Below are 19,618 nucleotides of genomic sequence, written 5' to 3'. Positions count from 1 at the left end.
TCCTCATAAAAAAAGTCCCCTGCAAACACAACTCTTGTGTATGCAGAGGACGATTGATCGCGGTGCCACCTCAGTTGGAAAGTATAGACTTTCCCTCTCATTCAGGTACGGGAAACTGAAGGGGGACAATTTCCGATACCCTATCCTGATAACGGTGGAGGCCGGGCTCCCATACTTGCTTAGCTTTCAGGTCACCTCTCGTAAGTCCATTCGGTATAACGTATCGTGCTAGCTCTCACCAATGCTAACTCTCTGTAACGAATCCGCTATACTTACTCCTCTTACTCGTAGATTTAGATTTTTGTTGTTTTGGTTCGACTTTATTAGAAGGATTCCAAAATTAGTTTTGTTCGTGGTTCGCTTTCGGTGGACGCTTTCCGCGGGCACGAGTTCAGCTAACTTTTAGAAGAAATTCTTTCTTCTAAAAGTGGATCTTCAGCTCGTGCTGTTCCCGCAGGAGTCGCCACCTTCGCTTGCCTGTAACGCTTGCACCACTTTTCTTTACCCAAATAAAAAAGGGTTCCCCATCCTCATAAAGGACGGGAAACCCGTGGTGCCACCTTCGTTGACTGCTTGAACAGTCCACTTTAGTCGTATCGAAGCGAGTTGCTTGAATACGTGTCTCTTATAACGATGAGACTTTCGCTAGCCATACTAATAACTGTTTAGTTACGTTGGGCTAGAGGCTCAGAAGTCCATTCCTTTCACGTCCTACGCTAGTTCACACCAACCACTAGCTCTCTGAAGAATTCTGTAAAAGTACTCCTCTTCATCAACGCCGAACCGTTGTAAATTTGTTATTGACTATCATATGACGGTACAGAAAAAATGTCAAGACTTTTTTTATGTACTTAATTATATTCAGCAATTTGAAGTATTAGTATAATGAAAATCCATTTAAATGAACCGAAATGGCGCTGTTCTCGCTAAAGTGGAGCATGATCTCGCCGAAGTGGAGTGAGATCTCGCCGAAGTGGGGTGAGATTTCGCCGAAGCGGAGCATGATCTCGCCGAAGTGGGGTGAGATTTCGCCGAAGTAGAGCATGATCTCGCCGAAGTAGGCTGAGATTTCGCCAAAGCGGAGCATGATCTCGCCGAAGTGGGCTGAGATCTCGCTAAAGCGGAATGACTTTTATTTCGTATATCAAAAATAATTAAAAATGTCTTTTTTGTGTCAAAGTTGTGGATGATTTGTTACAATGGACATAAAGATACAGTACGGAGGTGAGTCAGATGGGTGTTGCTTTAATGTTCATGATTTTAGCAAGCGTTGCACCGTATTTGTTTTACCAATTAAATAAAAGATGGCTTGCTGGCGTGCAAACTATTTTAGTCATGGGCATGTGGTTGTATGCGATCAATACACATTTGCTCGGGATTAATCCAGGTATGTTCTCATTAACTTGGTCATCTTTCTATCTAAGTTTTCTTTTAGCCGAAGTCGCGTGGATTATGTTTATTATCCGCGAAGTAAAAGCTTCAGAAAAAACAACTTTAAGTTATTAAATCCCTCATTTCAGTATTCACTGAGATGAGGGATTTTTGATATTTATTAGAATGCATAGACCATCACAAATAATGATCCTGCCACAACAATCGCTGCGGCGACAAATCCATGAAACATCATATTCCAAGGGACATGTCCGTTTTGACTCTCGCGTTCAACGATGTGCATAAACATGATTAATTGAATACCTGCCTGAATAACCGCAAGTAGCATAATAATTATAATGATCCAATTTGTTGATAAGTCTGAACCAACTGCTGTCCAAGCTGCGATCACTGTTAAAACAAGTGATAAGACAAATCCAATGATATGCTGTGTTGGTATTTTTTTAGCGTGGTTTGCCATTTAAATCACCATCCCAATTAGATAAACACCTGTGAAAATGAAAATCCAAATCACATCTAAAAAGTGCCAATACAAACTAATAATAAACACTTTTCGACTCGTAACATGCGTGAGCCCCTTTTTAAACAATTGTATGATGAGGAGGATCGCCCAACCAATTCCTAAAGTCACGTGTAACCCGTGCGTTCCAGCTAGAATGTAAAAGCTAGACCAATAGGCACTAGAAGGTAATGTTGCACCTTCATGCGTGTAATGAATAAATTCATAGATTTCAAAACCTAAGAATCCAAGCCCTAATAATAGAGTAATAATCAACCAAGTAATCAAACCTTTTGCCGAACCTTGGCGCATCTGATGAATCGCAACTCCACACGTAAAACTACTTGTTAACAGCAAGAACGTCATGACAAGAACAATATCTAATTCAAACAATTCAATTGGTAATGGAGCATCAGCTGTTCGACCAAACATCACGGCATAGGTGGCAAATAAGGTTGAAAATAACACAACCTCTGCTGCTAGGAAAATCCAGAAGCCTAGTATACTCATTTGACTATGCTCAGTTTGATATTCTAATGGGGCATCTTTAAATTTTGCTTCCATGATCTACCCCCCTCAATTGACGTTCAGTTTCTTTAATTTCTTCTACCTCAACATGGTGGCCTTCGTCTTCATCAAACGAGCGAACGACCATCATAACTAACACGCCTATTAAGAACAACACGGACAATGTAATCCATTCAAACACTAATGCAAAACTAGACATAAACAGGAGGGCCATCATGATAAACGGCTGTCCTGTGTTATTCGGCATGTGAATAGGTTCTAATTTTGATTGATCAAAAGTCGTTTCGCCACGTTCCTTCATGTCGATAAATGCATCTATGTCTCTAATCGTTGGTAGAGTTGCAAAGTTATAATGTGGAATTGGCGTAGGTGTTGCCCATTCAAGTGTACGACCATCCCATGAATCACCAGTTGTTTCACGTTTACTAGTTTGATAGCTGTAATAGATATTAAAGACAAAGATCGCAAAGCCTAGTCCCATTCCGAATGCACCAATGGTCGAAACAAAGTTAAGTGTGAACCACTCAGGTCCAGTGTCAAAAATCCTGCGTGGCATTCCGTCTAACCCTAAGAAATACTGAGGGAAGAAGGTTACATGAAAACCAATTACAAATAACCAAAAGCTTAGTTTGCCAAATTTTTCGTTCAATTTATGACCGAACATTTTCGGATACCAGTATTCCAGTCCTGCAAAACAAGCAAACACGGTACCAGCAATTAATACATAGTGAAAGTGAGCAATTAAGAAATACGAATTATGGAATTGATAGTCTGCGGCAGCCATACCTAGCATGACCCCTGTGACACCACCAATCACAAAGCTTGGGATAAAGGCTAATGCCCACATCATTGGTGTTGTAAATTGAATCTTGGATTTATAGAGTGTACCGAGCCAGTTAAAAATCTTAACCCCTGTCGGCACAGCAATTAACATCGTAGAAACTGAGAATACCGAGTTGACGAAGGCGCCAGCTCCCATTGTAAAAAAGTGGTGAACCCATACTAAGAAGCTTAACCCAGCAATGAGAATCATCGACCATACCATGGCTTTATAACCAAATAGTCGTTTCTTAGCAAATGTGGCGATGACTTCTGAAAAGATCCCGAATGCTGGTAAAATCACGATATAAACTTCTGGGTGACCCCACATCCAAAAGAGGTTTGCCCACATCATTGGCAACCCTTCACCCGTTAATGTGAAAAATTGTGAGCCAAAGATTCGATCAATCGTCATGAATGCTAACGCAACCGTTAAGATTGGAAACGCAAATATGATAATGAACGAAGTGACGAGTGTCGACCAAGTAAAAATTGGCATCTGGAATAGCTTCATGCCAGGTGCTCTCATTTTGAGAATCGTGACCATTAAGTTGATTCCGGTTGCTAAGGTACCAATACCTGATAACTGTAATCCTAATAGATAAAAATTTTGACCAGGTCCTGGATTCATTGCTGCACCAGCTAATGGTGTATAACTGGTCCAACCTGCATCCGGTGAACCACCAATGACAAACGAAATGTTAAAGAGTAGCGCACCAAAAAAGAATGACCAGAAACTAAGCGCATTAACATACGGAAACGCAAAGTCACGTGCACCGATTTGAAGCGGCACAATGATATTCATTAGTCCGATTAAAAACGGCATGGCCATGAATATAATCATCACCGTTCCATGCGTTGTAAAAATTTCATTGTAGTGCTGTGTGTTCAAAAAGTTTAAGTCAGGGAAGGCTAGCTGAACACGCATCATCAGTGCATCAACCCCACCTCGGAATAACATGGCAAGGGCACTTAAGATATACATAATCCCAATTTTCTTATGATCAACGGTTGTAAGCCATTCTCGCCATAACCATCCCCATTTTTTAAAATAGGTTAGTAGAAAAATAATGGCACTAGTCACTAATACAATCGCAACCATTCCCGCATAGATTAAAGGTTCTCCAGTTACGAAAAACTCATCAAGACTCATCATCGTCACCTTCTTCCTCGTATTCAGTCAAACTTTTGATGTGAAGGTGTTTGTCATAAGCACCTAAATGTTGCTGTATAGCATAATCGCTATCCATCATCGTGCTGTGATCTACCCAATCTAAATGAGTATTAGAAAACGCCATCTCACCGACAATGCCAGGTTCTAATAGTTTGTTATATTGCTCTTGCGTTAATTTAGGCTCATTCGACTGAATGTCCTCTACCCAAGCATTAAAGTTCTCTTCATTTTCTGCATGGACTTCAAATGTTTGTAATGAAAAACCCTCACCTGTGAAGTTAGAGTTTCGCCCGTCATAAACGCCTTCTTCATCCGCTTGAAGGTAGAGGACGGTTTCCATACCTGCCATATTATACTTTTGACCTCCAAGGGCAGGAATCCATAACGCAGCCATTGAGTCGGCTGACGTTAATCGGAACTCAATAGCTCGATTTGTAGGTATGTGTAAGTAGTTAACCGTTTCAATATTTTGTTCAGGATAGCTAAAAAACCATTTCCAATCTGCTGACGTTGCATGTATTACAAGTGGTTCTTGATCACTTGATGATTCAGGTGGTTTTTCTAAATCAAAAAGGGTTTCAACTGTTGGAATAGACAATAACGTCACGATAATTAAAGGTATTGCCGTCCATAAAATTTCTATTTTCAAACTTCCATGGATATTTGGGTCATAATCTTTGTCTCCACGTCCAGGATAGTCACGATATTTTATGATCATGTATCCGAAGAGTACAAAAACGACCACGACAATCCCTAACATAAACCATAGAGAATAAACAATGAGATCCTTTTGGCTTTGCCCAACAGGACCTTTAGGGTCTAAGACAGTTAATTCACTGCACCCACTTAAGAGTAAAACCACACCCGATAATAACAGTAATAAAACTTTCTTATATTTCATGAGCAATCACTCCAAGACTTTGCTTCGAATTTTCCTCTATTGTATATAGTTGCTATACCACGTTTAAATATGGTTTACTCTTTTGTTAAATAAACATCACAATATTGTTGAAGAGTTGACATAATATGTTCAAAAGGCCAAATTATAAAGAAACTTAAGTGAAGGGTGCAGTCGATGGTTCAATTAGAGGATATTTTGCGAGCACGAGGGAGCATTATAGATCTTATCAAAACCACACCTATCTTAAAATCACACCAGCTGTCAGAAAAAGTTGAAGCTCAAGTTTTTTTAAAATCAGAACACTTACAAACAACGGGTTCATTTAAAATTCGAGGGGCAACGAATCGGGTTATCCAGGCGAAAGAAGAAGGCGCAAAGTTTGTGACAGCTGCATCATCAGGCAATCATGGTCAGGCTGTTGCCTACATTGCAAACCAACTTGAAATTCCAGCTACCATTGTTGTTCCAACTGATGCGAATGAAAGTAAAGTTAATGCGATCAAACAGTACAGTGGGTCCATTGAATATTGCGGAACGACTTCAGAAGAAAGAATACCTCGTGCCAAAGAGTTAGCAGAGGAGCTAGATGGGGTCTTCATCCCACCTTATGATCACCCCGATATCATTGCAGGTCAAGGAACAGTAGGATTAGAGATTTTAGAAGGATGTAGATACGGTCATCGTTCCAGTTGGTGGGGGAGGTTTAAGCTCAGGTGTATTAACAGCTATAAAAGAAAAAAAGCCTAGTGTTCAAGTGATTGGTGTTGAACCCGAACTCGGAAACGATACGCAAGTTTCTTTAGAAAAAGGCGTGATTACACCTGTGGACGGAACAGACCAAACAATTGCAGACGGATTAAGAACGACCCAACCAGGAGATTTAACGTTTCCTATATTACAAACTTACTTGGATGAGCTCGTCTTAGTAACGGATGATGAGATTAGGTATGCTATGAGCTTTGTGATGGAACGAATGAAGCAGCTCATTGAACCATCAAGTGCAACGACTGTAGCGGCTGCTATGTACAGAGACCTAGGCATTCAAGGTGAGAAAGTCGTTTGCATCATCTCAGGAGGTAATGTCGACTTAAGTAAGCTCGGAGAATTATTAGTGAAGACGGGGGAGTAAATATGACTGATTTAAAAAAATACTTAAAAGGGTTAGAGGAACAACTGTTGTTAAAGCAGAAAGAGGATTTTGAAGAGTTATTAGCCGAAGACTTTTTTGAGTACGGGTCTTCTGGAAATACCTATAATAAAGAAGACCAATTAGCGGCTTTTAAAGGTGACAATCATGAAAGGCATGTTGTCTATCAACTGTCTAACTTTGATATGACGCAGCTGGCAGCTGACGTCGCTCATGTAACCTATAAAGTTTTTAATGAACAGACAGAACAGTACTCATTAAGAAGTTCAATCTGGCGAGAATACAACGGGAAGTGGCAAATGTTCTTCCACCAAGGGACGGTGACAAGGTAGTCATCCGCATTCACTGCGGATGACTTTTTATCTTATAAATTGAATTATAGCTATTAATCTATTATGGTAGATTTAATTAATAAAGAGGAGTGAACGCCATGAAACAGGTAAGAAGTTTTTCAGATTATAATCAAAGTGGAGGAAAATATATTGTTAAGGTCATCAAAGGAAACGAAAGAATTATTTAATGAATGGGCTACATCGTACGATGAGTTTTTAGAAAATGCTTCTGGTCCATTGTTGGGTTACCAAGAGAGTCTTGCTTTTGCTAAAGAGATTTTATCTGTAAAAGATAATGCTAGGTTATTAGATATTGGCATTGGAACGGGTGCATTTGCAAATCTTCTTAGCAATAAAGATACAGAAGTATGGGGTGTTGACATTTCTGAAGGGATGATTGAACAATGTCAGGAAAAACACCCACAATATCATCTGCAAGTTGGAACGTTTACAGCCCCTAATATAGACGGGCTAACTTTTGATTATATCGTGTCTAGTTTTTGCTTTCATGAAGTAGATCCAATTGAGAGAGAACAAGCTTTAGAAACTGCCCATAATTTATTAACTGAAGATGGAACGCTCTTGATTCTGGATATTATGTTTGCTTCAGCTCAGGCTGTAGAAGATGGTCGTCAATCTATAGGAAAGTACTGGGATGAAACAGAAGATTATCCAATAGTCGGCGAGCTGGATCAAGTGCTTAGAAGTGCTAACTTCAAAGGTGTTCGTTGGGTGCAAACGGGACCTTATCATTGGGCAGTCATTGCACAAAAGTCAACTTCAGAAAGTGACCGATAAATCTCAAAAACCGACCGATACCCAAAAGGAAAAACGCGTCCGCGGACGCGTTTTTTCAATCTAAAAGGTTCTTCCAAAAATATTTAGATAACCGAACGTGTAAGATAGATAGAATGCTAGAGCTAGTGCACTGACCATGGATGCCAGGAACACCCAATCTCGTTTCTGAATCCTTATATCATGATAATGTGTCCGGTCCCGACTACCAGTAAATCCTTTTGATTCCATTGCATTGGCGACGCGTTCTGATTTCCGAATGGCGTTAGCCAATAACGGAATCATATAGCGTTTGAAACGCTGAATTCGTCCTTTAATTCCTTTCGTTCTGCTCACACCTCTAATCTGATGTGCTTGACGTAATAAATCGAGTTCGTGTTTAAATAACGGTAAAAATCGATATCCTGCTAAAATCCCATAAGTCAGTTTAGGTGGAAGCTTTAATTGTTGCATCATACTAAGCATTAATTTCGTTGGGTCGGTTGTGAGTGCGAATAGTAGAGTGAGTGCGATGAAACACATCGACCTTAATGCTAGGCTGATCCCTACTTGTAAACTTCCTGTTGTGATTTCAATCCACCAAAAGTTAACGAACAACTCCCCTCCAGCATATTTTTCATCTGTGTGAAGCATGGATGTCCATGCTAACCCTAACGAAAATAACGATAGGGGGATAAAGAACATAAGCCATTTTTTAAGTCGTATGCCTGAGAAAAACAACGTCACAATCAATAAAAATACAAAAAACACAAGAGGTGTCATCACATCGAATGCTAAGCTTAGCACTAGTCCCGGTATAACGATTGCAATCATTTTGACACTTGGATTAATGGAGGATACCAACAGAATCCACCTCATTTCTTTCAATACGATAAGGTTTTCGTAATCGCGCTTGGGTTAACAGGTGATCGTTCGACCATAAATCATCTGGCTTTCCGTCTAGCGCAACTTTTCCTTCATTTAGAACAATCACTCGATCAGCATATTGGTCGACTAATTCCATATCATGCGTAATCATCGCGATAGCTGTACCTTTACGTTTTAGGTTAATGATGAGGTTCATCAGTTCAAGTGTTGTGTAAGCATCCTGACCAAACGTTGGTTCATCAAATAAAAGTAAATCAGGTGTTTCATCCAACATAGTCGCAACACTTAGACGACGTTTTTGCCCGCCACTTAAAGAAAATGGATTGTTCCATTTATGATTAGTTAAGTGGAATGTATCTAATAGCTGATGAACGATCTTCTTAATGTCGTCTTCCGACTGATCATTTAACTTCATTCCAAAAGACAATTCATCGTAGACGGTATCTGTAATAAATTGATGCTCTGGGTTTTGAAAGACGAAGCCAGTTCGCTTACGAAGGTCTTTCTCATTCCAGTCATCAAGTGGTCGATCCAACAAAGAAATTCTACCTTCATCAGGTTTGAGTAGTCTTGACATAAGCTGTAGTAACGTCGATTTCCCTGCACCATTCTGACCAACAATCGCGACCAACTCACCAGTGTGAATATCAAGCGAGATATTGGTAAGCACTTTTTTCTTTTTTCGAGAAAATGATACGCCTTCAACCGTCATGCAAGGTTGTGTGTTTGGCACAACAGAAGGTAACGGTTTTTGTTTATACACATCATCATATGGTTTTGGCAAAAAAAGACCCTCATTTTTTAATGTCTCTTTATGCTCACGAAAAACAGACTCTGGTTTGTCATCAATCTTCAATTCTCCATCTTTATTAAGGATAATCACGCGATTGATCAACTCAATCCAGTCGTCAGCTTGATGTTCAATGACCACCAGGCTCATATTAATAGTTTGTTGAAGTTCTCCGATTAACTCAATGAACTCCATGCTCGAAACTGGATCAAGATTGGCAGTTGGCTCGTCTAAAATCAGAAGTTCTGGTTCCATTAAAAGGACTGCCGCAAGAGCAATCTTTTGTTTTTGACCTCCAGATAACTCATGAATTTTACTGTGTTTAAAATCTGACATCCCAACAAGGTTAAGAACATGATTAATTTTACGCACCATCTCATGACGAGGGATAGAGAGGTTTTCCAATGTAAAGGCTAATTCGTCTTCAACTTTAATCATACAAAACTGACTCTCAGGATCTTGAAAAACGATACCAATACGCTGGTTCAGTTCACCTTTTTCAAACTCAACAAAATTTGTCCCTTTAAAGAAAAGTTCTCCAGAAGCATATCCCTCAATTGCCTCAGGGTATAAACCATTTAAGCATAAGGCGAGAGTACTTTTACCTGAGCCGCTTGCTCCCATTAATAAAATCGAATCCCCTTCATTAATGGTCATACTAAGATCGTGAATCACCGGCTTTTCTTGTTCTTCAAAAGAAAAGGAGAAATTTATTAATTCAATTAATGGGTTAGGCGACATGATCATCACGTTTTCTTTGCTGCATTTCTCTTCCTAATGCATAACCACGTAGCACACCTGTTTTAGCAAGTTGATCACTAATAAATTTACCTAATAAACCAGTAATGATAATGGCACTGATGATGCGTGTTACAAATAGTAAAACGACAACCCAGTCTGCATAAGCGTCAAATCCACCTGCGAAGAAGTGGTATGGGAAGCTTAAACAAGCCGCCCCAACCCCTGATAACATTAGAATGCGAAGTCGGTAATCCTTCCAACGAGTTAATGCGAACACAAGCTCAGCCCCTAGACCTTGAATCGCACCAGAAATGAGGAGCTGGGGTCCTGTTGTGGAACCTGCTAAAACTTCCACTAATGCGGCTACCATTTCCGCCATAAAAGCAGCACCTGGCTTTCTTATAATATAAGCCGCAATAACAGAAACAATAAACCAAATTCCATAAATCACTTCATACCCCATGTCAGCTAGACCGAACGGAGCAAAAAAGCTATACAGAACTTTTCCAACGCCAAAAAACGCTAAATAAATAAACCCAAAAACGACACCTAAAATCGACATTAAAACAATTTCTTTAAGTTTCCATTGATTCATTTCTCAGACACTCCTTTATCGGTTGGATGGGCTATTTGCCGAAATCGTAAAAGTCATGGTCACGTGTGACACGACTTGTTGAACTTGATCAAATGATTCGTGCAATGTTTTAAAAATATTTTTTACATCTCCATCTAATCGAGTGGCATAATGAGATGCGCTGACTTTCACGCCACGCTCTTTGGATAGATCAATTTGATTCATGATTTGTTCCATATAATCCTCGCGTCCCATTGGGTATAGCGAAAACTTACATCCAGCTTCTTGATTAATGTCTTGAAGATTTGCTTGGTTCTGTGGCTCATCCGTTTCATCCATATAAACATCTCCAGATGAGTCCCCTGGGCAACCAATGGAAAACGTCCCACTCATTGCAACATGCTCACCCGTTTTCGCTGCATGTAAGAAAATAGCCTCCGTCACATCAAAAATGTGAACCATTTTTCCGCGAATGCACGTGCTTACATCATCGGTATCCTTCCAAACCTTTGATGTGTCGACTTCTTCTAAGGCTGATAAAATAATGTCGACGAATTTGTCGCTCATAGGGTAGAGGGTGAACTGGCACCCCGCAATACGGCTTGTTCCGCATTGATTTGTCATGAAAATCTCCTCCTATTTTTTATATTTAGCTTTGTAAAGGTGACTGTGTTGTTTTGTGAAGAGCGAAGGTGGCGACTCCTGCGGGAACAGCACGAGCTGAGGGGCCACAGGATGTGGGTCAGTTCGGCGTTGCAACAAATGCTACTTGCATTACTACTTGGCTTAAGTTTGCGCCGAGTAATCGCAGGCGCAGGACGTTGCGAACTTAGCCGAGCATCCTTTATTCAAAGAAAGTTGAAGCCGTGCCCGCGGAAAGCGTCCACCGATAGCGATTCACAAAAGTAAAACACCATTAACAAAGCATAATAAAAAAACTGCACTCCCGTGGGAATGCAGTTGACCTGTACGAATTTCACCTGTACTTTAAGACAGTCTCCTACACTTCCCCACGCTAGTATTATCTAGATCGGGTTCCAAGGGTCGGGCAATTGCCCTCTCAGCCACTCACTCGCAGCTCCCCTAGTGTTGCTTCGGTTATGCAGTTTTCTTACACTTAAAATATAACATGTAAAAATAATTTGTAAAGTTAAAAAAATCATTTAGTATTTAATGTACAGATAAAGGAGGGGTTACATATGGACCCTATAAATCTTACGAAGGAATTTGTAAAAAAAGAACTTGAAAATGAAGGAACAGGCCACGATTGGTGGCACATTGAACGCGTCACAAAAATGGCTGAGCGACTTTCAGAAGAAGAGGGAGCCAATCCATTTATTTGTACAATGGCTGCTCTTTTACATGATTTAGCGGATGAAAAATTAAATGAGTCAGAAGAAGCAGGCTTAAAACGAGTTAACCAGTGGTTGGATCAAGTCGATGTGGATTCAAATCAATGCAAAGAGATATTAAGCATCATTCAGTCAATCTCCTATAAAGGAGGACATGGCCCCGAGCTCACTAGCTTAGAGGCAAAAGTCGTACAAGATGCTGATCGATTGGATGCAATTGGTGCTATTGGAATTGCTCGTTGTTTTACTTATGCGGGATCAAAGGGTAACTTAATTCATCACCCGGGTGAGGAACCTCGAGAGGGTATGACAAAAGAAGAATATAGTAAGCGTGATGGGACAGCGATAAATCATTTTTACGAAAAACTTTTTAACTTGAAAGATTTAATGAATACCAAGACAGGGTATCAAATGGCAGAACAACGACATTTATTCATGTTAAATTACTTAGATCAGTTTTATTTAGAGTGGGAAGGAGAAAAGTAGAGGATGCATTCTAAAACATACCCAAGATGGGTAGACTAGACATTGTACAATAAGGCTTTTAGGGTGGTGGCTCGCCCCTATTCCTATGAGAAGGGGGTGAGGCCTATGACGGTGTATGAAGCCATGATGATCATGCTTGCGTTTGGATCATTGGTGGCATTAATCCTGTCAGAAAAAAAGTAACCACCCTCGTGCCTGGTCAGCGTTAGGGTCGTTACGATTCTAAAAGCGAGCCGCCCCGTAGAAGGGCTATTGTACGTAACCGTTGGTGTGATTGCACCAACGGTTATTTTTATTTTATACAGAACTGTTAAATATATTATAACCATTTATGAAAAAAAGTTAACTTGTTTAACGTATTACTTTGACACACACAGTAATATGTATTATGATATAATTCAGGAGGCGAAGTAAAATGAGTTCAAACATATCAACAGACCTTATTCGTGGGCATACCGTCACGATTATCTTAAACATTTTAAGACAAGGCGATAGTTATGGTTATGAAATTTACAAGAAGATTATTGAATTAAGCCAACAACAGTATGAGTTAAAAGAAGCCACGTTATATACGGCATTCAGGCGATTGCAAAAGGATGATTTAATCACATCCTATTGGGGCGATGAAACGCAAGGTGGACGTCGTAAGTATTATCGAATAACTGAAGAAGGTCTAAAAAAATATGAACAAAACAAAGAAGAATGGCTTTTTGCCAAAGATGTGTTAGATCAGTTAATTACAGGAGGGGATTCCAATGAATCTTAATGAAGAAGTTAGAAAATATGTTGATGATTTATTTAAGGATGTCGGTAAAAGTCAGCAATTATTCGATTTAAAACAAGAGTTAATCACCAATATGCATGAACGAATTAAAGACTATCAAAAACTAGGGATGTCAGATGAAGAAGCTTTTAGAGAAGCGAAAGTGTCAATGGGTGATTTAAGTGGATTAGTTGATGATATGCGTGAAGCAGGACGCGAAGAGGCTAGAGGAGAGGTGTATAGTTCGATGACAAATCGAATTTCAACAGGTGGCATCGTTATTAGCGTTATGCTGATTTTGTTTGGTATTCTGATGACTATTAGTATGAATTTCATGGATGTTCCAGGACCAGCTAAGTCCGGAACGAGTATCTTTATCGTTATTGGTGGAGCGATTTTAACCTACTCAATATTAGCTAGAGAAACAGCTCAAAAATATGCGATGAACCAAGTTCGTGCTGTGTTATATGCATTAGCCGTAGGAGTCTTGCTATTCGGAGCTTTTGTTGGGGTGACGTCTGGCCTTGCAACGGGTGAAATGTTTATTGCTTTTTCATCAAGCACGATCTTCCTTGTCATCGGGATTGGCTTATTAGTTACGTTAATGTTAACGAATAAAGCCGATCGTACGAAGTAATGTCTCAAATTTTGGATTCAATGTCCTATAACTTCTATGTCTCATAAATCGAGTTGAATACCCTTTTTCGACAAAATTCGTGTCTCATAAATTCTAAAGAATGTCTTATAAATGAAAAAAGGCTTCCAGTTCCGCTGGAAGCCTTTATGTAATATGATTATTTTGTTTTTCGAGTAGTTCTATAATACGCTTGTTTTGTTCCACTTGCTTATGATTATAATCTCTTATCTGCAAAATCCATATGATGACCAAAATTGTGAGTACAATCGGTATCAAAGATAAGAATATTCCAATAAACGAAACGCCACCCATATTCATTAATCTCCCCCTCTCTAGAGATTCTTGTATCTATGTTAGCAAAGTGAGAATAATTTGACTATGGTGTTCATGCTGGTAAGGTTGATTAATAACTTCTTTAGGAAATAGAAAAAATACCAAAGTAATGGAAATGCATAACACTGATAGTAATGAATACTTTAACTCGTGCTGCTTGGCAATAGAAAAAACAGTAATCCCTACTAAAAAAGCTAATCCAGTCATGAGTAGGAAGAGACCATCTTGCTTGTCAAACATCATAATGAGCATGATCCCCATCATCGACGCCATTAAACCAGAGAAAAACCCCTCAACCTGACATTTCACTCCGAACTTCATGCCAATCAACATGCCAACTAAAGCGGAAAGTCCAATGGCTAATAATGTTGCAACTATGGGTTGACCACCAAACCACACCCATGCAAGGAAACCAATTGATAACCCTGTAGAAGATGTAAGTACCATTGTTGTAATCATAGACTCCATCTGTTTGCCGGATGGATGTATAAAAATTAGAATGGTTAACAGATTAATTATTATAATTACACTTGAAAATACGACTACACTCATTAAGTGTGCCTCCTTAAATATTCATTACTCTACTAAGATATACGCTTGTCTTCATGTTTATGATAAAAATACTTTGAGTGGGTATCATATAGACAAGTTGATTTTATGATTAAGAATTAAAAGTTTTTTTGAGCACTAACATTGAATACCTTTCGGGGGTATGATATATTAAAGTCAGACAATTTAAGAAAGGGGTCATAATCATGAAAGAGGTAACACTGACGGTTCAAGGTATGTCATGCGGACATTGTGTATCTTCAGTTGAAGGTGCATTAAATGAATTAGATGGTGTATCAGGAGTAAACGTTAACCTAGGTGAAGGTAAAGTTGACGTTAAATATGATGACTCAAAAGTTTCAGTTGATCAGCTTAAGGAAGCAATCGACGAACAAGGCTACGATGTTGTAGCTTAATTGGTATTCCCCGTTCAAATAGAGCGGGGATCTTTTATAGCTCGATTTATAAACAAACTAATGGTTATATATATTTTAAAAAATGTATCATAAGTTTAGTTTTTGTATTAATAAAATAGCCTATTTTAAATATAACACCTTCTTTTTGTTGACAAAATACATTAGGGGGGTATAGTGTATTAATTGAGAGGTGAAAAAAGTGGACCAAAAAGACGTTAAAATGGTGAATCAAGATGAACCTGTTGTACCTCGAACGAATTCAGAAAAAGAGGGTATAACGAATCGGTTGAAAAGAATTGAAGGTCAAGTTAGAGGCTTGCAAAAGATGGTAGAAGACGATCGCTATTGTGTCGATGTGTTGGTGCAAATCTCTGCAGTTCAAGCTGCTCTAGATAAAGTTGGGTATCAAATGTTAGAGCGCCATGCCAAGATGTGTGTGACGAACGCGGTTAAAGAAGGTAATGGTGATGAATATATGGATGAACTCATGAAAGTCATCAAGCAGTACTCAAAATAAAGGAGGGTTATAATTGGCTACGGAAGAGAATAACCGTAAACAAACCCAATTAGATATTACAGGTATGACGTGTTCAGCCTGTTCTACTAGAATAGAAAAAGTTTTAAATAAGATGGATGGGGTCGATGCGAATGTGAACTTATCAATGGAAAAAGCATCAGTCTCATTTGATGAAAATCAAGCTACTGTTCACGATGTAATCGATCGGATTCAAAAGCTGGGTTACGGTGTTCAAGAAGAAAAGGTTGAGCTCGATATTAGAGGGATGACTTGTGCTGCATGTTCAACCCGAATTGAAAAAGGCCTTTCTAAAATGGAAGGTATTAAGGAAGCTAACATTAACTTAGCGACAGAATCTGGAACGATTGAATATACCCCTGGGGTCGTATCATTAGACGATGTCTTAGAAAAAGTTAAAAAGTTAGGTTATGAAGCAGTCGTTAAACAAGATAATGAGGAAAAAGAGTCTCACAAGGAAAAAGAAATTCGTGAAAAGAAAAGGCTGTTTATCTTTTCAGCAATTTTTTCTTTCCCACTATTATTAACCATGCTGGGGCATATGCCGTTTGACATAGGTTTGTCAGCACCAGCATTTATTGAATATCCCTGGACACAATTTGTATTAGCGACAATCGTACAATTTTACGTTGGTTGGCCATTTTACACTGGAGCTTACAGGGCTTTAGCCAATAAGAGTGCTAATATGGATGTATTAGTCGCATTAGGTACCTCAGCAGCGTATTTTTACAGTGTGGTTCAGACCTTGATGTGGCAGACAGGTTTAACGATGCATGCTGAATTGTATTTTGAAACAAGTGCCATCATCATTACACTCATTATACTAGGTAAATATTTTGAAGCATTGGCAAAGGGACGTACAACAGCTGCTATTACGAATTTGTTAAAACTACAAGCAAAAGAAGCGACCGTTTTACGCAATGGTGAAGAGGAGCGAATCCCGGTAGAGCAAGTTCAAGTCGGGGATCACATTATCGTTAAACCAGGTGAAAAAATTCCAGTCGATGGTGAAGTGATTCAAGGGTCGTCATCCATCGATGAATCGATGATTACAGGAGAATCAATTCCAGTCGATAAAAATGAAAATGATCCTGTCATAGGTTCGACGATTAATAAAAACGGTACAATTACTATGGTGGCAAAAAAGGTAGGAAAAGATACTGCACTTTCAGGTATTATTAAAATCGTTGAAGAAGCACAAGGTTCAAAAGCTCCAATTCAACGAATGGCGGATAAAATTTCTGGAATCTTTGTGCCAATAGTTGTTGCAATTGCCATTGTCACATTCTTTGTATGGTTCTTGATTGTTGATCCTGGTGTATGGTCATCAGCATTGGAAGCATCAATTGCTGTCTTGGTAATCGCCTGTCCTTGTGCATTAGGTCTTGCGACACCAACTTCTATTATGGTTGGTTCAGGGCGTAGTGCAGAGAAAGGGATTTTATTTAAAGGTGGAGAATACCTAGAAGGCACACAGTCTATTGAAGCTGTCTTATTAGATAAAACAGGAACAATTACAGAAGGAAAGCCGCGTGTTACAAATGTTGTAACTATTTCGGGATCTGAAGAAGACTTTGCTTTAGTTGCAGGAGCTGAAAAACGTTCAGAGCACCCGTTAGCTGAAGCGGTTATGGCTTATGCAACAGAACATGATTATGAAGTGCAAGATCCATCAACGTTTGAAGCAGTTTCCGGTCACGGGATTCTAGCTAATGTGTCGGATCGAGAGATATTAATAGGAACAAGAAAATTAATGACTGAAAAAGGAATTAATACAGATTTTGCCGAAGATAAACTACAAGAGTTTGAAAAAGAAGGCAAAACAGCTGTTTTAGCAGCTATTGATCAAGAACTAAGGTTTGTGATCGCAATTGCTGATACGGTAAAACCGACTTCAACAGCTGCCATTAAAGAATTACAAGACCTTGGTGTTGAAGTCTATATGATGACTGGGGATAACACTCGAACAGCTAGAGCAGTTGCAAAAGAAGTTGGTATTTCTGAAGACAACGTATTCGCAGAAGTTTTACCTGAGCATAAAGCTGATCAAGTGAAAAAATTACAAGATGAAGGTAAGAAAGTTGCGATGGTTGGTGACGGTATTAACGATGCTCCAGCGTTAGCGACTGCTGATATAGGTATGGCAATAGGAACGGGTACGGATGTTGCAATAGAAGCAGCTGATGTAACGTTAGTTGGAGGAGACTTGTCCAATATTTCTTACGCGATTAAATTGAGTAAGAAAACCATGAGAAATATAAGACAGAACTTATTCTGGGCATTCTTCTATAATAGTATGGGTATTCCAGTCGCAGCAGTTGGTTTACTAGCTCCATGGGTAGCGGGAGCTGCCATGGCATTTAGCTCCGTATCGGTTGTATCGAACTCGTTACGCTTGAAAAAACAAAAAATATAAACCTGTATGCTAGTAGGGCAATCCCTGCTAGCATATTTTTAAAAGGAGGAAACTGGATGACTGTTTCATTAAATTACAAGGTTCAGGTTTAAGAAGATTGGGTCGATTATAACGGGCATATGAATGATGCAGAGTACGCCAAAGTTTTTAGTAAAGCTGGTTTTCAAATGATGTTAAGTCTTGGCATTACACGTGAAAAATTAAATGATTATAACTATACATATTTCACATTGGAATCACATATTTGCTACTTGAAAGAAGTTCTACTAGGTGAAACATTACAACTGGATTGGCAATTAATTGACTATGACTCAAAACGCATGCATTTGTTTTTTATTATGAAAAATGAAGCAGGAACGCCTGTTGCAACGAGTGAACAAATGGTTATTGGTGTGAATCATCAAACTAGAAAATCAGCAAGTTTTCCTGATGAATTTCTTCATAAAATCGAGGAAGCCTGGTCGGTTCATAAAGGCATGAGTCGACCGAAACAAGTGGGAAGAGTTATTGGTATAAAACGTAAATAGAAACGAGCCCGGGACAAAACATTTGTAGGCCTAGAAAAGACGAATATTATGGAGCATATCACTCCTAATATTCGTCTTCATTTTTGCTAAGTCAAAATGCTTCTGTTACCGCAGGCACGGCTTCAACTTCCCCAAACTCACTCCAGTTCATTTGGGGTGATTTTCAGCTCGTGCTGTTCCTGCGACGACCTGGACGGTCTAGTGTCGGCGTTGGCCACAAATGCTGCTTGCGTTACTTCTTTGCTTAAGTTTGCGCCGAGTAATCGCAGGCGCAGGACGTGGCCGTTTTTAGCCGACCAGGTGTCTCAGCATTTTGACTACGCTAAAAGCACTCAATATTCGTTTCCTGATCAACTACTTTTCTTTTGTCCCAACCTCGTTTCATCTTACTATCGTTTTTGATTTTCTTGGCGGCGTTCAGCCTCACGAGCTCTTGCTTGTGCTTCTAAATCTTCTTGATCAGCCATTGATTGAGAAAACTCAACATCTTGAGCTCTCAGTTGGTTCTTAGGCGTTTGCGCTATGGGATTTCTGCTTTTAGATTTATGTTCATCTTTACCCATCTATCATCACCTCAATCCGAAGAATTAAGGTTAGTATGTGTAAAATATTAATGAGTCATTCAAATCATCTTCTGTCGCCACCGAAAATGTCGAATAAGCCTTGGGCTAAGCTGCCTTCTCCTTTTTGTTCTCCTCCACGTTCGGGCGTTGCGGCAAACACACGACTAGCTAAACGGCTAAATGGTAACGATTGTACCCAAACTGATCCAGGTCCTTTAAGAGTAGCGAAGAATAATCCTTCACCACCAAATAACGCCGTTTTAACTCCACCGACATATTGAATATCATAATCAACGTCTCTTGTTAACGCAACGAGACAACCTGTATCAACGCGCAGAGTCTCGCCCTCTTTTAAATCCTTTCGGTGAATGGTTCCACCAGCATGAACAAAGGCCATACCATCACCTTCAAGCTTTTGCATAATAAACCCAGCTCTTATACTACCTTAAAATATGTCCAAGTAAATAAACCCTGTAAAGTAT

The 19,618-nt window shown here is 39.4% G+C and carries 23 protein-coding genes, 3 pseudogenes, 1 riboswitch and 2 other annotated features; of the genes and pseudogenes, 13 read left to right on the top strand and 13 right to left on the bottom strand.

The window, feature by feature from the left end:
- Positions 1-42: 42 nt before the first annotated feature.
- Positions 43-298, bottom strand: a binding site (T-box leader).
- A gap of 234 nt (positions 299-532) precedes the next feature.
- Positions 533-785 (bottom strand) — a binding site (T-box leader).
- 92 nt (positions 786-877) lie between these two features.
- Complete coding sequence (locus tag ACTWQB_RS03615; protein WP_443137813.1) at positions 878-1,087, bottom strand: hypothetical protein; 210 nt, start codon at positions 1,085-1,087, stop codon at positions 878-880.
- 146 nt (positions 1,088-1,233) lie between these two features.
- Here ACTWQB_RS03615 and ACTWQB_RS03610 point away from each other — a divergent pair, with 146 nt between their 5' ends.
- Positions 1,234-1,506: a hypothetical protein gene (locus ACTWQB_RS03610; protein ID WP_443137812.1), complete on the top strand. Its 273-nt coding sequence runs from the start codon at positions 1,234-1,236 to the stop codon at positions 1,504-1,506.
- A gap of 46 nt (positions 1,507-1,552) precedes the next feature.
- Here ACTWQB_RS03610 and qoxD read toward each other — a convergent pair whose 3' ends face one another.
- Genes qoxD through qoxA form a run of 4 tightly spaced genes read right to left on the bottom strand, consistent with a single transcriptional unit; the run spans position 1,553 to position 5,313 of the window.
- On the bottom strand, positions 1,553-1,852 hold the full coding sequence (qoxD, locus tag ACTWQB_RS03605; RefSeq protein ID WP_443137811.1) for a cytochrome aa3 quinol oxidase subunit IV: 300 nt from the start codon (positions 1,850-1,852) through the stop codon (positions 1,553-1,555).
- A complete protein-coding gene (qoxC, locus tag ACTWQB_RS03600; RefSeq protein WP_443137810.1) occupies positions 1,853-2,455 on the bottom strand; it encodes a cytochrome aa3 quinol oxidase subunit III in 603 nt (200 codons plus the stop codon).
- On the bottom strand, positions 2,439-4,391 hold the full coding sequence (qoxB, locus tag ACTWQB_RS03595; protein WP_443137876.1) for a cytochrome aa3 quinol oxidase subunit I: 1,953 nt from the start codon (positions 4,389-4,391) through the stop codon (positions 2,439-2,441). Before qoxB ends, qoxC begins: the two co-directional genes overlap by 17 nt.
- On the bottom strand, positions 4,381-5,313 hold the full coding sequence (gene qoxA / locus ACTWQB_RS03590) for a cytochrome aa3 quinol oxidase subunit II (RefSeq protein WP_443137809.1): 933 nt from the start codon (positions 5,311-5,313) through the stop codon (positions 4,381-4,383). Before qoxA ends, qoxB begins: the two co-directional genes overlap by 11 nt.
- A 174-nt stretch (positions 5,314-5,487) precedes the next feature.
- Here qoxA and ACTWQB_RS03585 point away from each other — a divergent pair.
- The 3 genes and pseudogenes from ACTWQB_RS03585 to ACTWQB_RS03575 all read left to right on the top strand — a co-directional run bounded on the left by ACTWQB_RS03585 (position 5,488) and on the right by ACTWQB_RS03575 (position 7,590).
- Positions 5,488-6,442 (top strand): annotated as a pseudogene (locus tag ACTWQB_RS03585) (threonine ammonia-lyase).
- Between the two features lie 2 nt (positions 6,443-6,444).
- Positions 6,445-6,792 carry a nuclear transport factor 2 family protein gene (locus tag ACTWQB_RS03580; RefSeq protein ID WP_443137808.1) on the top strand — a complete coding sequence of 116 codons (348 nt, stop codon included), beginning with the start codon at positions 6,445-6,447 and terminating at the stop codon, positions 6,790-6,792.
- Positions 6,793-6,942: 150 nt separating this feature from the next.
- Positions 6,943-7,590 carry a class I SAM-dependent methyltransferase gene (locus ACTWQB_RS03575; RefSeq protein ID WP_443137807.1) on the top strand — a complete coding sequence of 216 codons (648 nt, stop codon included), beginning with the start codon at positions 6,943-6,945 and terminating at the stop codon, positions 7,588-7,590.
- Between the two features lie 60 nt (positions 7,591-7,650).
- Here the strand turns inward: ACTWQB_RS03575 and ACTWQB_RS03570 are convergent, their stop codons facing one another.
- The 4 genes from ACTWQB_RS03570 to ACTWQB_RS03555 are packed head-to-tail and all read right to left on the bottom strand — an operon-like array spanning position 7,651 to position 11,183.
- On the bottom strand, positions 7,651-8,430 hold the full coding sequence (locus ACTWQB_RS03570; RefSeq protein WP_443137806.1) for an energy-coupling factor transporter transmembrane component T family protein: 780 nt from the start codon (positions 8,428-8,430) through the stop codon (positions 7,651-7,653).
- Entirely contained in the window at positions 8,414-9,991 is a 1,578-nt protein-coding gene (locus ACTWQB_RS03565) for an ABC transporter ATP-binding protein (protein ID WP_443137875.1), read from the bottom strand. The genes ACTWQB_RS03570 and ACTWQB_RS03565 overlap by 17 nt, the downstream gene beginning before the upstream one ends.
- Positions 9,975-10,580: an ECF transporter S component gene (locus ACTWQB_RS03560; RefSeq protein WP_443137805.1), complete on the bottom strand. Its 606-nt coding sequence runs from the start codon at positions 10,578-10,580 to the stop codon at positions 9,975-9,977. Before ACTWQB_RS03560 ends, ACTWQB_RS03565 begins: the two co-directional genes overlap by 17 nt.
- Positions 10,581-10,595: 15 nt before the next feature.
- Positions 10,596-11,183 carry a YkoF family thiamine/hydroxymethylpyrimidine-binding protein gene (locus ACTWQB_RS03555; RefSeq protein ID WP_443137804.1) on the bottom strand — a complete coding sequence of 196 codons (588 nt, stop codon included), beginning with the start codon at positions 11,181-11,183 and terminating at the stop codon, positions 10,596-10,598.
- Positions 11,184-11,294: 111 nt separating this feature from the next.
- On the opposite strand from ACTWQB_RS03555, the gene ACTWQB_RS03550 reads away from it, so the two are divergent.
- The 5 genes from ACTWQB_RS03550 to ACTWQB_RS03530 all read left to right on the top strand — a co-directional run bounded on the left by ACTWQB_RS03550 (position 11,295) and on the right by ACTWQB_RS03530 (position 13,797).
- Positions 11,295-11,468 carry a hypothetical protein gene (locus tag ACTWQB_RS03550; RefSeq protein ID WP_443137803.1) on the top strand — a complete coding sequence of 58 codons (174 nt, stop codon included), beginning with the start codon at positions 11,295-11,297 and terminating at the stop codon, positions 11,466-11,468.
- An 81-nt stretch (positions 11,469-11,549) separates the two neighbouring features.
- Positions 11,550-11,654: riboswitch (TPP riboswitch) on the bottom strand.
- Positions 11,655-11,758: 104 nt separating this feature from the next.
- Positions 11,759-12,397, top strand: coding sequence for an HD domain-containing protein (locus ACTWQB_RS03545; RefSeq protein WP_443137802.1), 639 nt, complete (start codon positions 11,759-11,761; stop codon positions 12,395-12,397).
- A 105-nt stretch (positions 12,398-12,502) separates the two neighbouring features.
- A complete protein-coding gene (locus ACTWQB_RS03540; protein WP_377327574.1) occupies positions 12,503-12,580 on the top strand; it encodes a putative holin-like toxin in 78 nt (25 codons plus the stop codon).
- A 232-nt stretch (positions 12,581-12,812) separates the two neighbouring features.
- Positions 12,813-13,163, top strand: coding sequence for a PadR family transcriptional regulator (locus ACTWQB_RS03535; protein WP_443137801.1), 351 nt, complete (start codon positions 12,813-12,815; stop codon positions 13,161-13,163).
- Positions 13,153-13,797, top strand: a complete 645-nt coding sequence (locus ACTWQB_RS03530; RefSeq protein WP_443137800.1) for a permease prefix domain 1-containing protein — start codon at positions 13,153-13,155, stop codon at positions 13,795-13,797. Before ACTWQB_RS03535 ends, ACTWQB_RS03530 begins: the two co-directional genes overlap by 11 nt.
- Positions 13,798-13,941: 144 nt before the next feature.
- On the opposite strand, the gene ACTWQB_RS03525 is transcribed toward ACTWQB_RS03530, so the two are convergent.
- Together ACTWQB_RS03525 and ACTWQB_RS03520 are read right to left on the bottom strand one after the other, a co-directional pair.
- On the bottom strand, positions 13,942-14,115 hold the full coding sequence (locus ACTWQB_RS03525; protein ID WP_443137799.1) for a hypothetical protein: 174 nt from the start codon (positions 14,113-14,115) through the stop codon (positions 13,942-13,944).
- 30 nt (positions 14,116-14,145) lie between these two features.
- Positions 14,146-14,682, bottom strand: a complete 537-nt coding sequence (locus tag ACTWQB_RS03520) for a hypothetical protein (protein ID WP_443137798.1) — start codon at positions 14,680-14,682, stop codon at positions 14,146-14,148.
- Between the two features lie 203 nt (positions 14,683-14,885).
- Between ACTWQB_RS03520 and copZ the strand changes: the two genes are divergently transcribed.
- The 4 genes and pseudogenes from copZ to ACTWQB_RS03500 all read left to right on the top strand — a co-directional run.
- Entirely contained in the window at positions 14,886-15,095 is a 210-nt protein-coding gene (copZ, locus tag ACTWQB_RS03515; protein WP_443137797.1) for a copper chaperone CopZ, read from the top strand.
- Between the two features lie 220 nt (positions 15,096-15,315).
- Positions 15,316-15,612 (top strand): metal-sensing transcriptional repressor, encoded by a 297-nt coding sequence (locus ACTWQB_RS03510; protein WP_443137874.1) that lies wholly within the window; start codon positions 15,316-15,318, stop codon positions 15,610-15,612.
- A 13-nt stretch (positions 15,613-15,625) separates the two neighbouring features.
- The gene (locus tag ACTWQB_RS03505) at positions 15,626-18,046 is read left to right on the top strand and encodes a heavy metal translocating P-type ATPase (RefSeq protein ID WP_443137796.1); all 2,421 of its coding nucleotides are present in this window, start codon (positions 15,626-15,628) and stop codon (positions 18,044-18,046) included.
- A gap of 110 nt (positions 18,047-18,156) precedes the next feature.
- A pseudogene (locus ACTWQB_RS03500) lies at positions 18,157-18,573 on the top strand (thioesterase family protein); the annotation flags it as partial.
- A 389-nt stretch (positions 18,574-18,962) separates the two neighbouring features.
- On the opposite strand, the gene ACTWQB_RS03495 reads toward ACTWQB_RS03500, so the two are convergent.
- Positions 18,963-19,136: a YfhD family protein gene (locus tag ACTWQB_RS03495; RefSeq protein WP_443137795.1), complete on the bottom strand. Its 174-nt coding sequence runs from the start codon at positions 19,134-19,136 to the stop codon at positions 18,963-18,965.
- Positions 19,137-19,200: 64 nt separating this feature from the next.
- Positions 19,201-19,566, bottom strand: a pseudogene (locus ACTWQB_RS03490) (AIM24 family protein); the annotation flags it as partial.
- Positions 19,567-19,618 lie beyond the last annotated feature (52 nt).

It is taken from the genome of Piscibacillus sp. B03, from assembly GCF_052246295.1.
Classification (GTDB): domain Bacteria; phylum Bacillota; class Bacilli; order Bacillales; family Alkalibacillaceae; genus Piscibacillus.
Note: the sequence above shows the minus strand (reverse complement) of the source record. Positions and strands in the feature narration are given on the sequence as shown.

Excerpts from the sequence above, each read along its gene's own strand:
- ACTWQB_RS03550 (WP_443137803.1), top strand. The coding sequence starts at position 11,295 with ATGTGGGTCAGTTCGGCGTTGCAACAAATGCTACTTGCATTACTACTT.
- ACTWQB_RS03510 (WP_443137874.1), top strand. The coding sequence starts at position 15,316 with ATGGTGAATCAAGATGAACCTGTTGTACCTCGAACGAATTCAGAAAAA.
- ACTWQB_RS03535 (WP_443137801.1), top strand. The coding sequence starts at position 12,813 with ATGAGTTCAAACATATCAACAGACCTTATTCGTGGGCATACCGTCACG.
- copZ (WP_443137797.1), top strand. The coding sequence starts at position 14,886 with ATGAAAGAGGTAACACTGACGGTTCAAGGTATGTCATGCGGACATTGT.
- qoxB (WP_443137876.1), bottom strand. The coding sequence starts at position 4,391 with ATGAGTCTTGATGAGTTTTTCGTAACTGGAGAACCTTTAATCTATGCG.
- ACTWQB_RS03525 (WP_443137799.1), bottom strand. The coding sequence starts at position 14,115 with ATGAATATGGGTGGCGTTTCGTTTATTGGAATATTCTTATCTTTGATA.
- ACTWQB_RS03540 (WP_377327574.1), top strand. The coding sequence starts at position 12,503 with ATGACGGTGTATGAAGCCATGATGATCATGCTTGCGTTTGGATCATTG.
- ACTWQB_RS03610 (WP_443137812.1), top strand. The coding sequence starts at position 1,234 with ATGGGTGTTGCTTTAATGTTCATGATTTTAGCAAGCGTTGCACCGTAT.
- ACTWQB_RS03615 (WP_443137813.1), bottom strand. The coding sequence starts at position 1,087 with ATGCTCCGCTTTGGCGAAATCTCAGCCTACTTCGGCGAGATCATGCTC.
- qoxC (WP_443137810.1), bottom strand. The coding sequence starts at position 2,455 with ATGGAAGCAAAATTTAAAGATGCCCCATTAGAATATCAAACTGAGCAT.
- ACTWQB_RS03565 (WP_443137875.1), bottom strand. The coding sequence starts at position 9,991 with ATGATCATGTCGCCTAACCCATTAATTGAATTAATAAATTTCTCCTTT.
- ACTWQB_RS03545 (WP_443137802.1), top strand. The coding sequence starts at position 11,759 with ATGGACCCTATAAATCTTACGAAGGAATTTGTAAAAAAAGAACTTGAA.
- qoxA (WP_443137809.1), bottom strand. The coding sequence starts at position 5,313 with ATGAAATATAAGAAAGTTTTATTACTGTTATTATCGGGTGTGGTTTTA.
- qoxD (WP_443137811.1), bottom strand. The coding sequence starts at position 1,852 with ATGGCAAACCACGCTAAAAAAATACCAACACAGCATATCATTGGATTT.
- ACTWQB_RS03555 (WP_443137804.1), bottom strand. The coding sequence starts at position 11,183 with ATGACAAATCAATGCGGAACAAGCCGTATTGCGGGGTGCCAGTTCACC.
- ACTWQB_RS03495 (WP_443137795.1), bottom strand. The coding sequence starts at position 19,136 with ATGGGTAAAGATGAACATAAATCTAAAAGCAGAAATCCCATAGCGCAA.
- ACTWQB_RS03530 (WP_443137800.1), top strand. The coding sequence starts at position 13,153 with ATGAATCTTAATGAAGAAGTTAGAAAATATGTTGATGATTTATTTAAG.
- ACTWQB_RS03580 (WP_443137808.1), top strand. The coding sequence starts at position 6,445 with ATGACTGATTTAAAAAAATACTTAAAAGGGTTAGAGGAACAACTGTTG.
- ACTWQB_RS03560 (WP_443137805.1), bottom strand. The coding sequence starts at position 10,580 with ATGAATCAATGGAAACTTAAAGAAATTGTTTTAATGTCGATTTTAGGT.
- ACTWQB_RS03520 (WP_443137798.1), bottom strand. The coding sequence starts at position 14,682 with ATGAGTGTAGTCGTATTTTCAAGTGTAATTATAATAATTAATCTGTTA.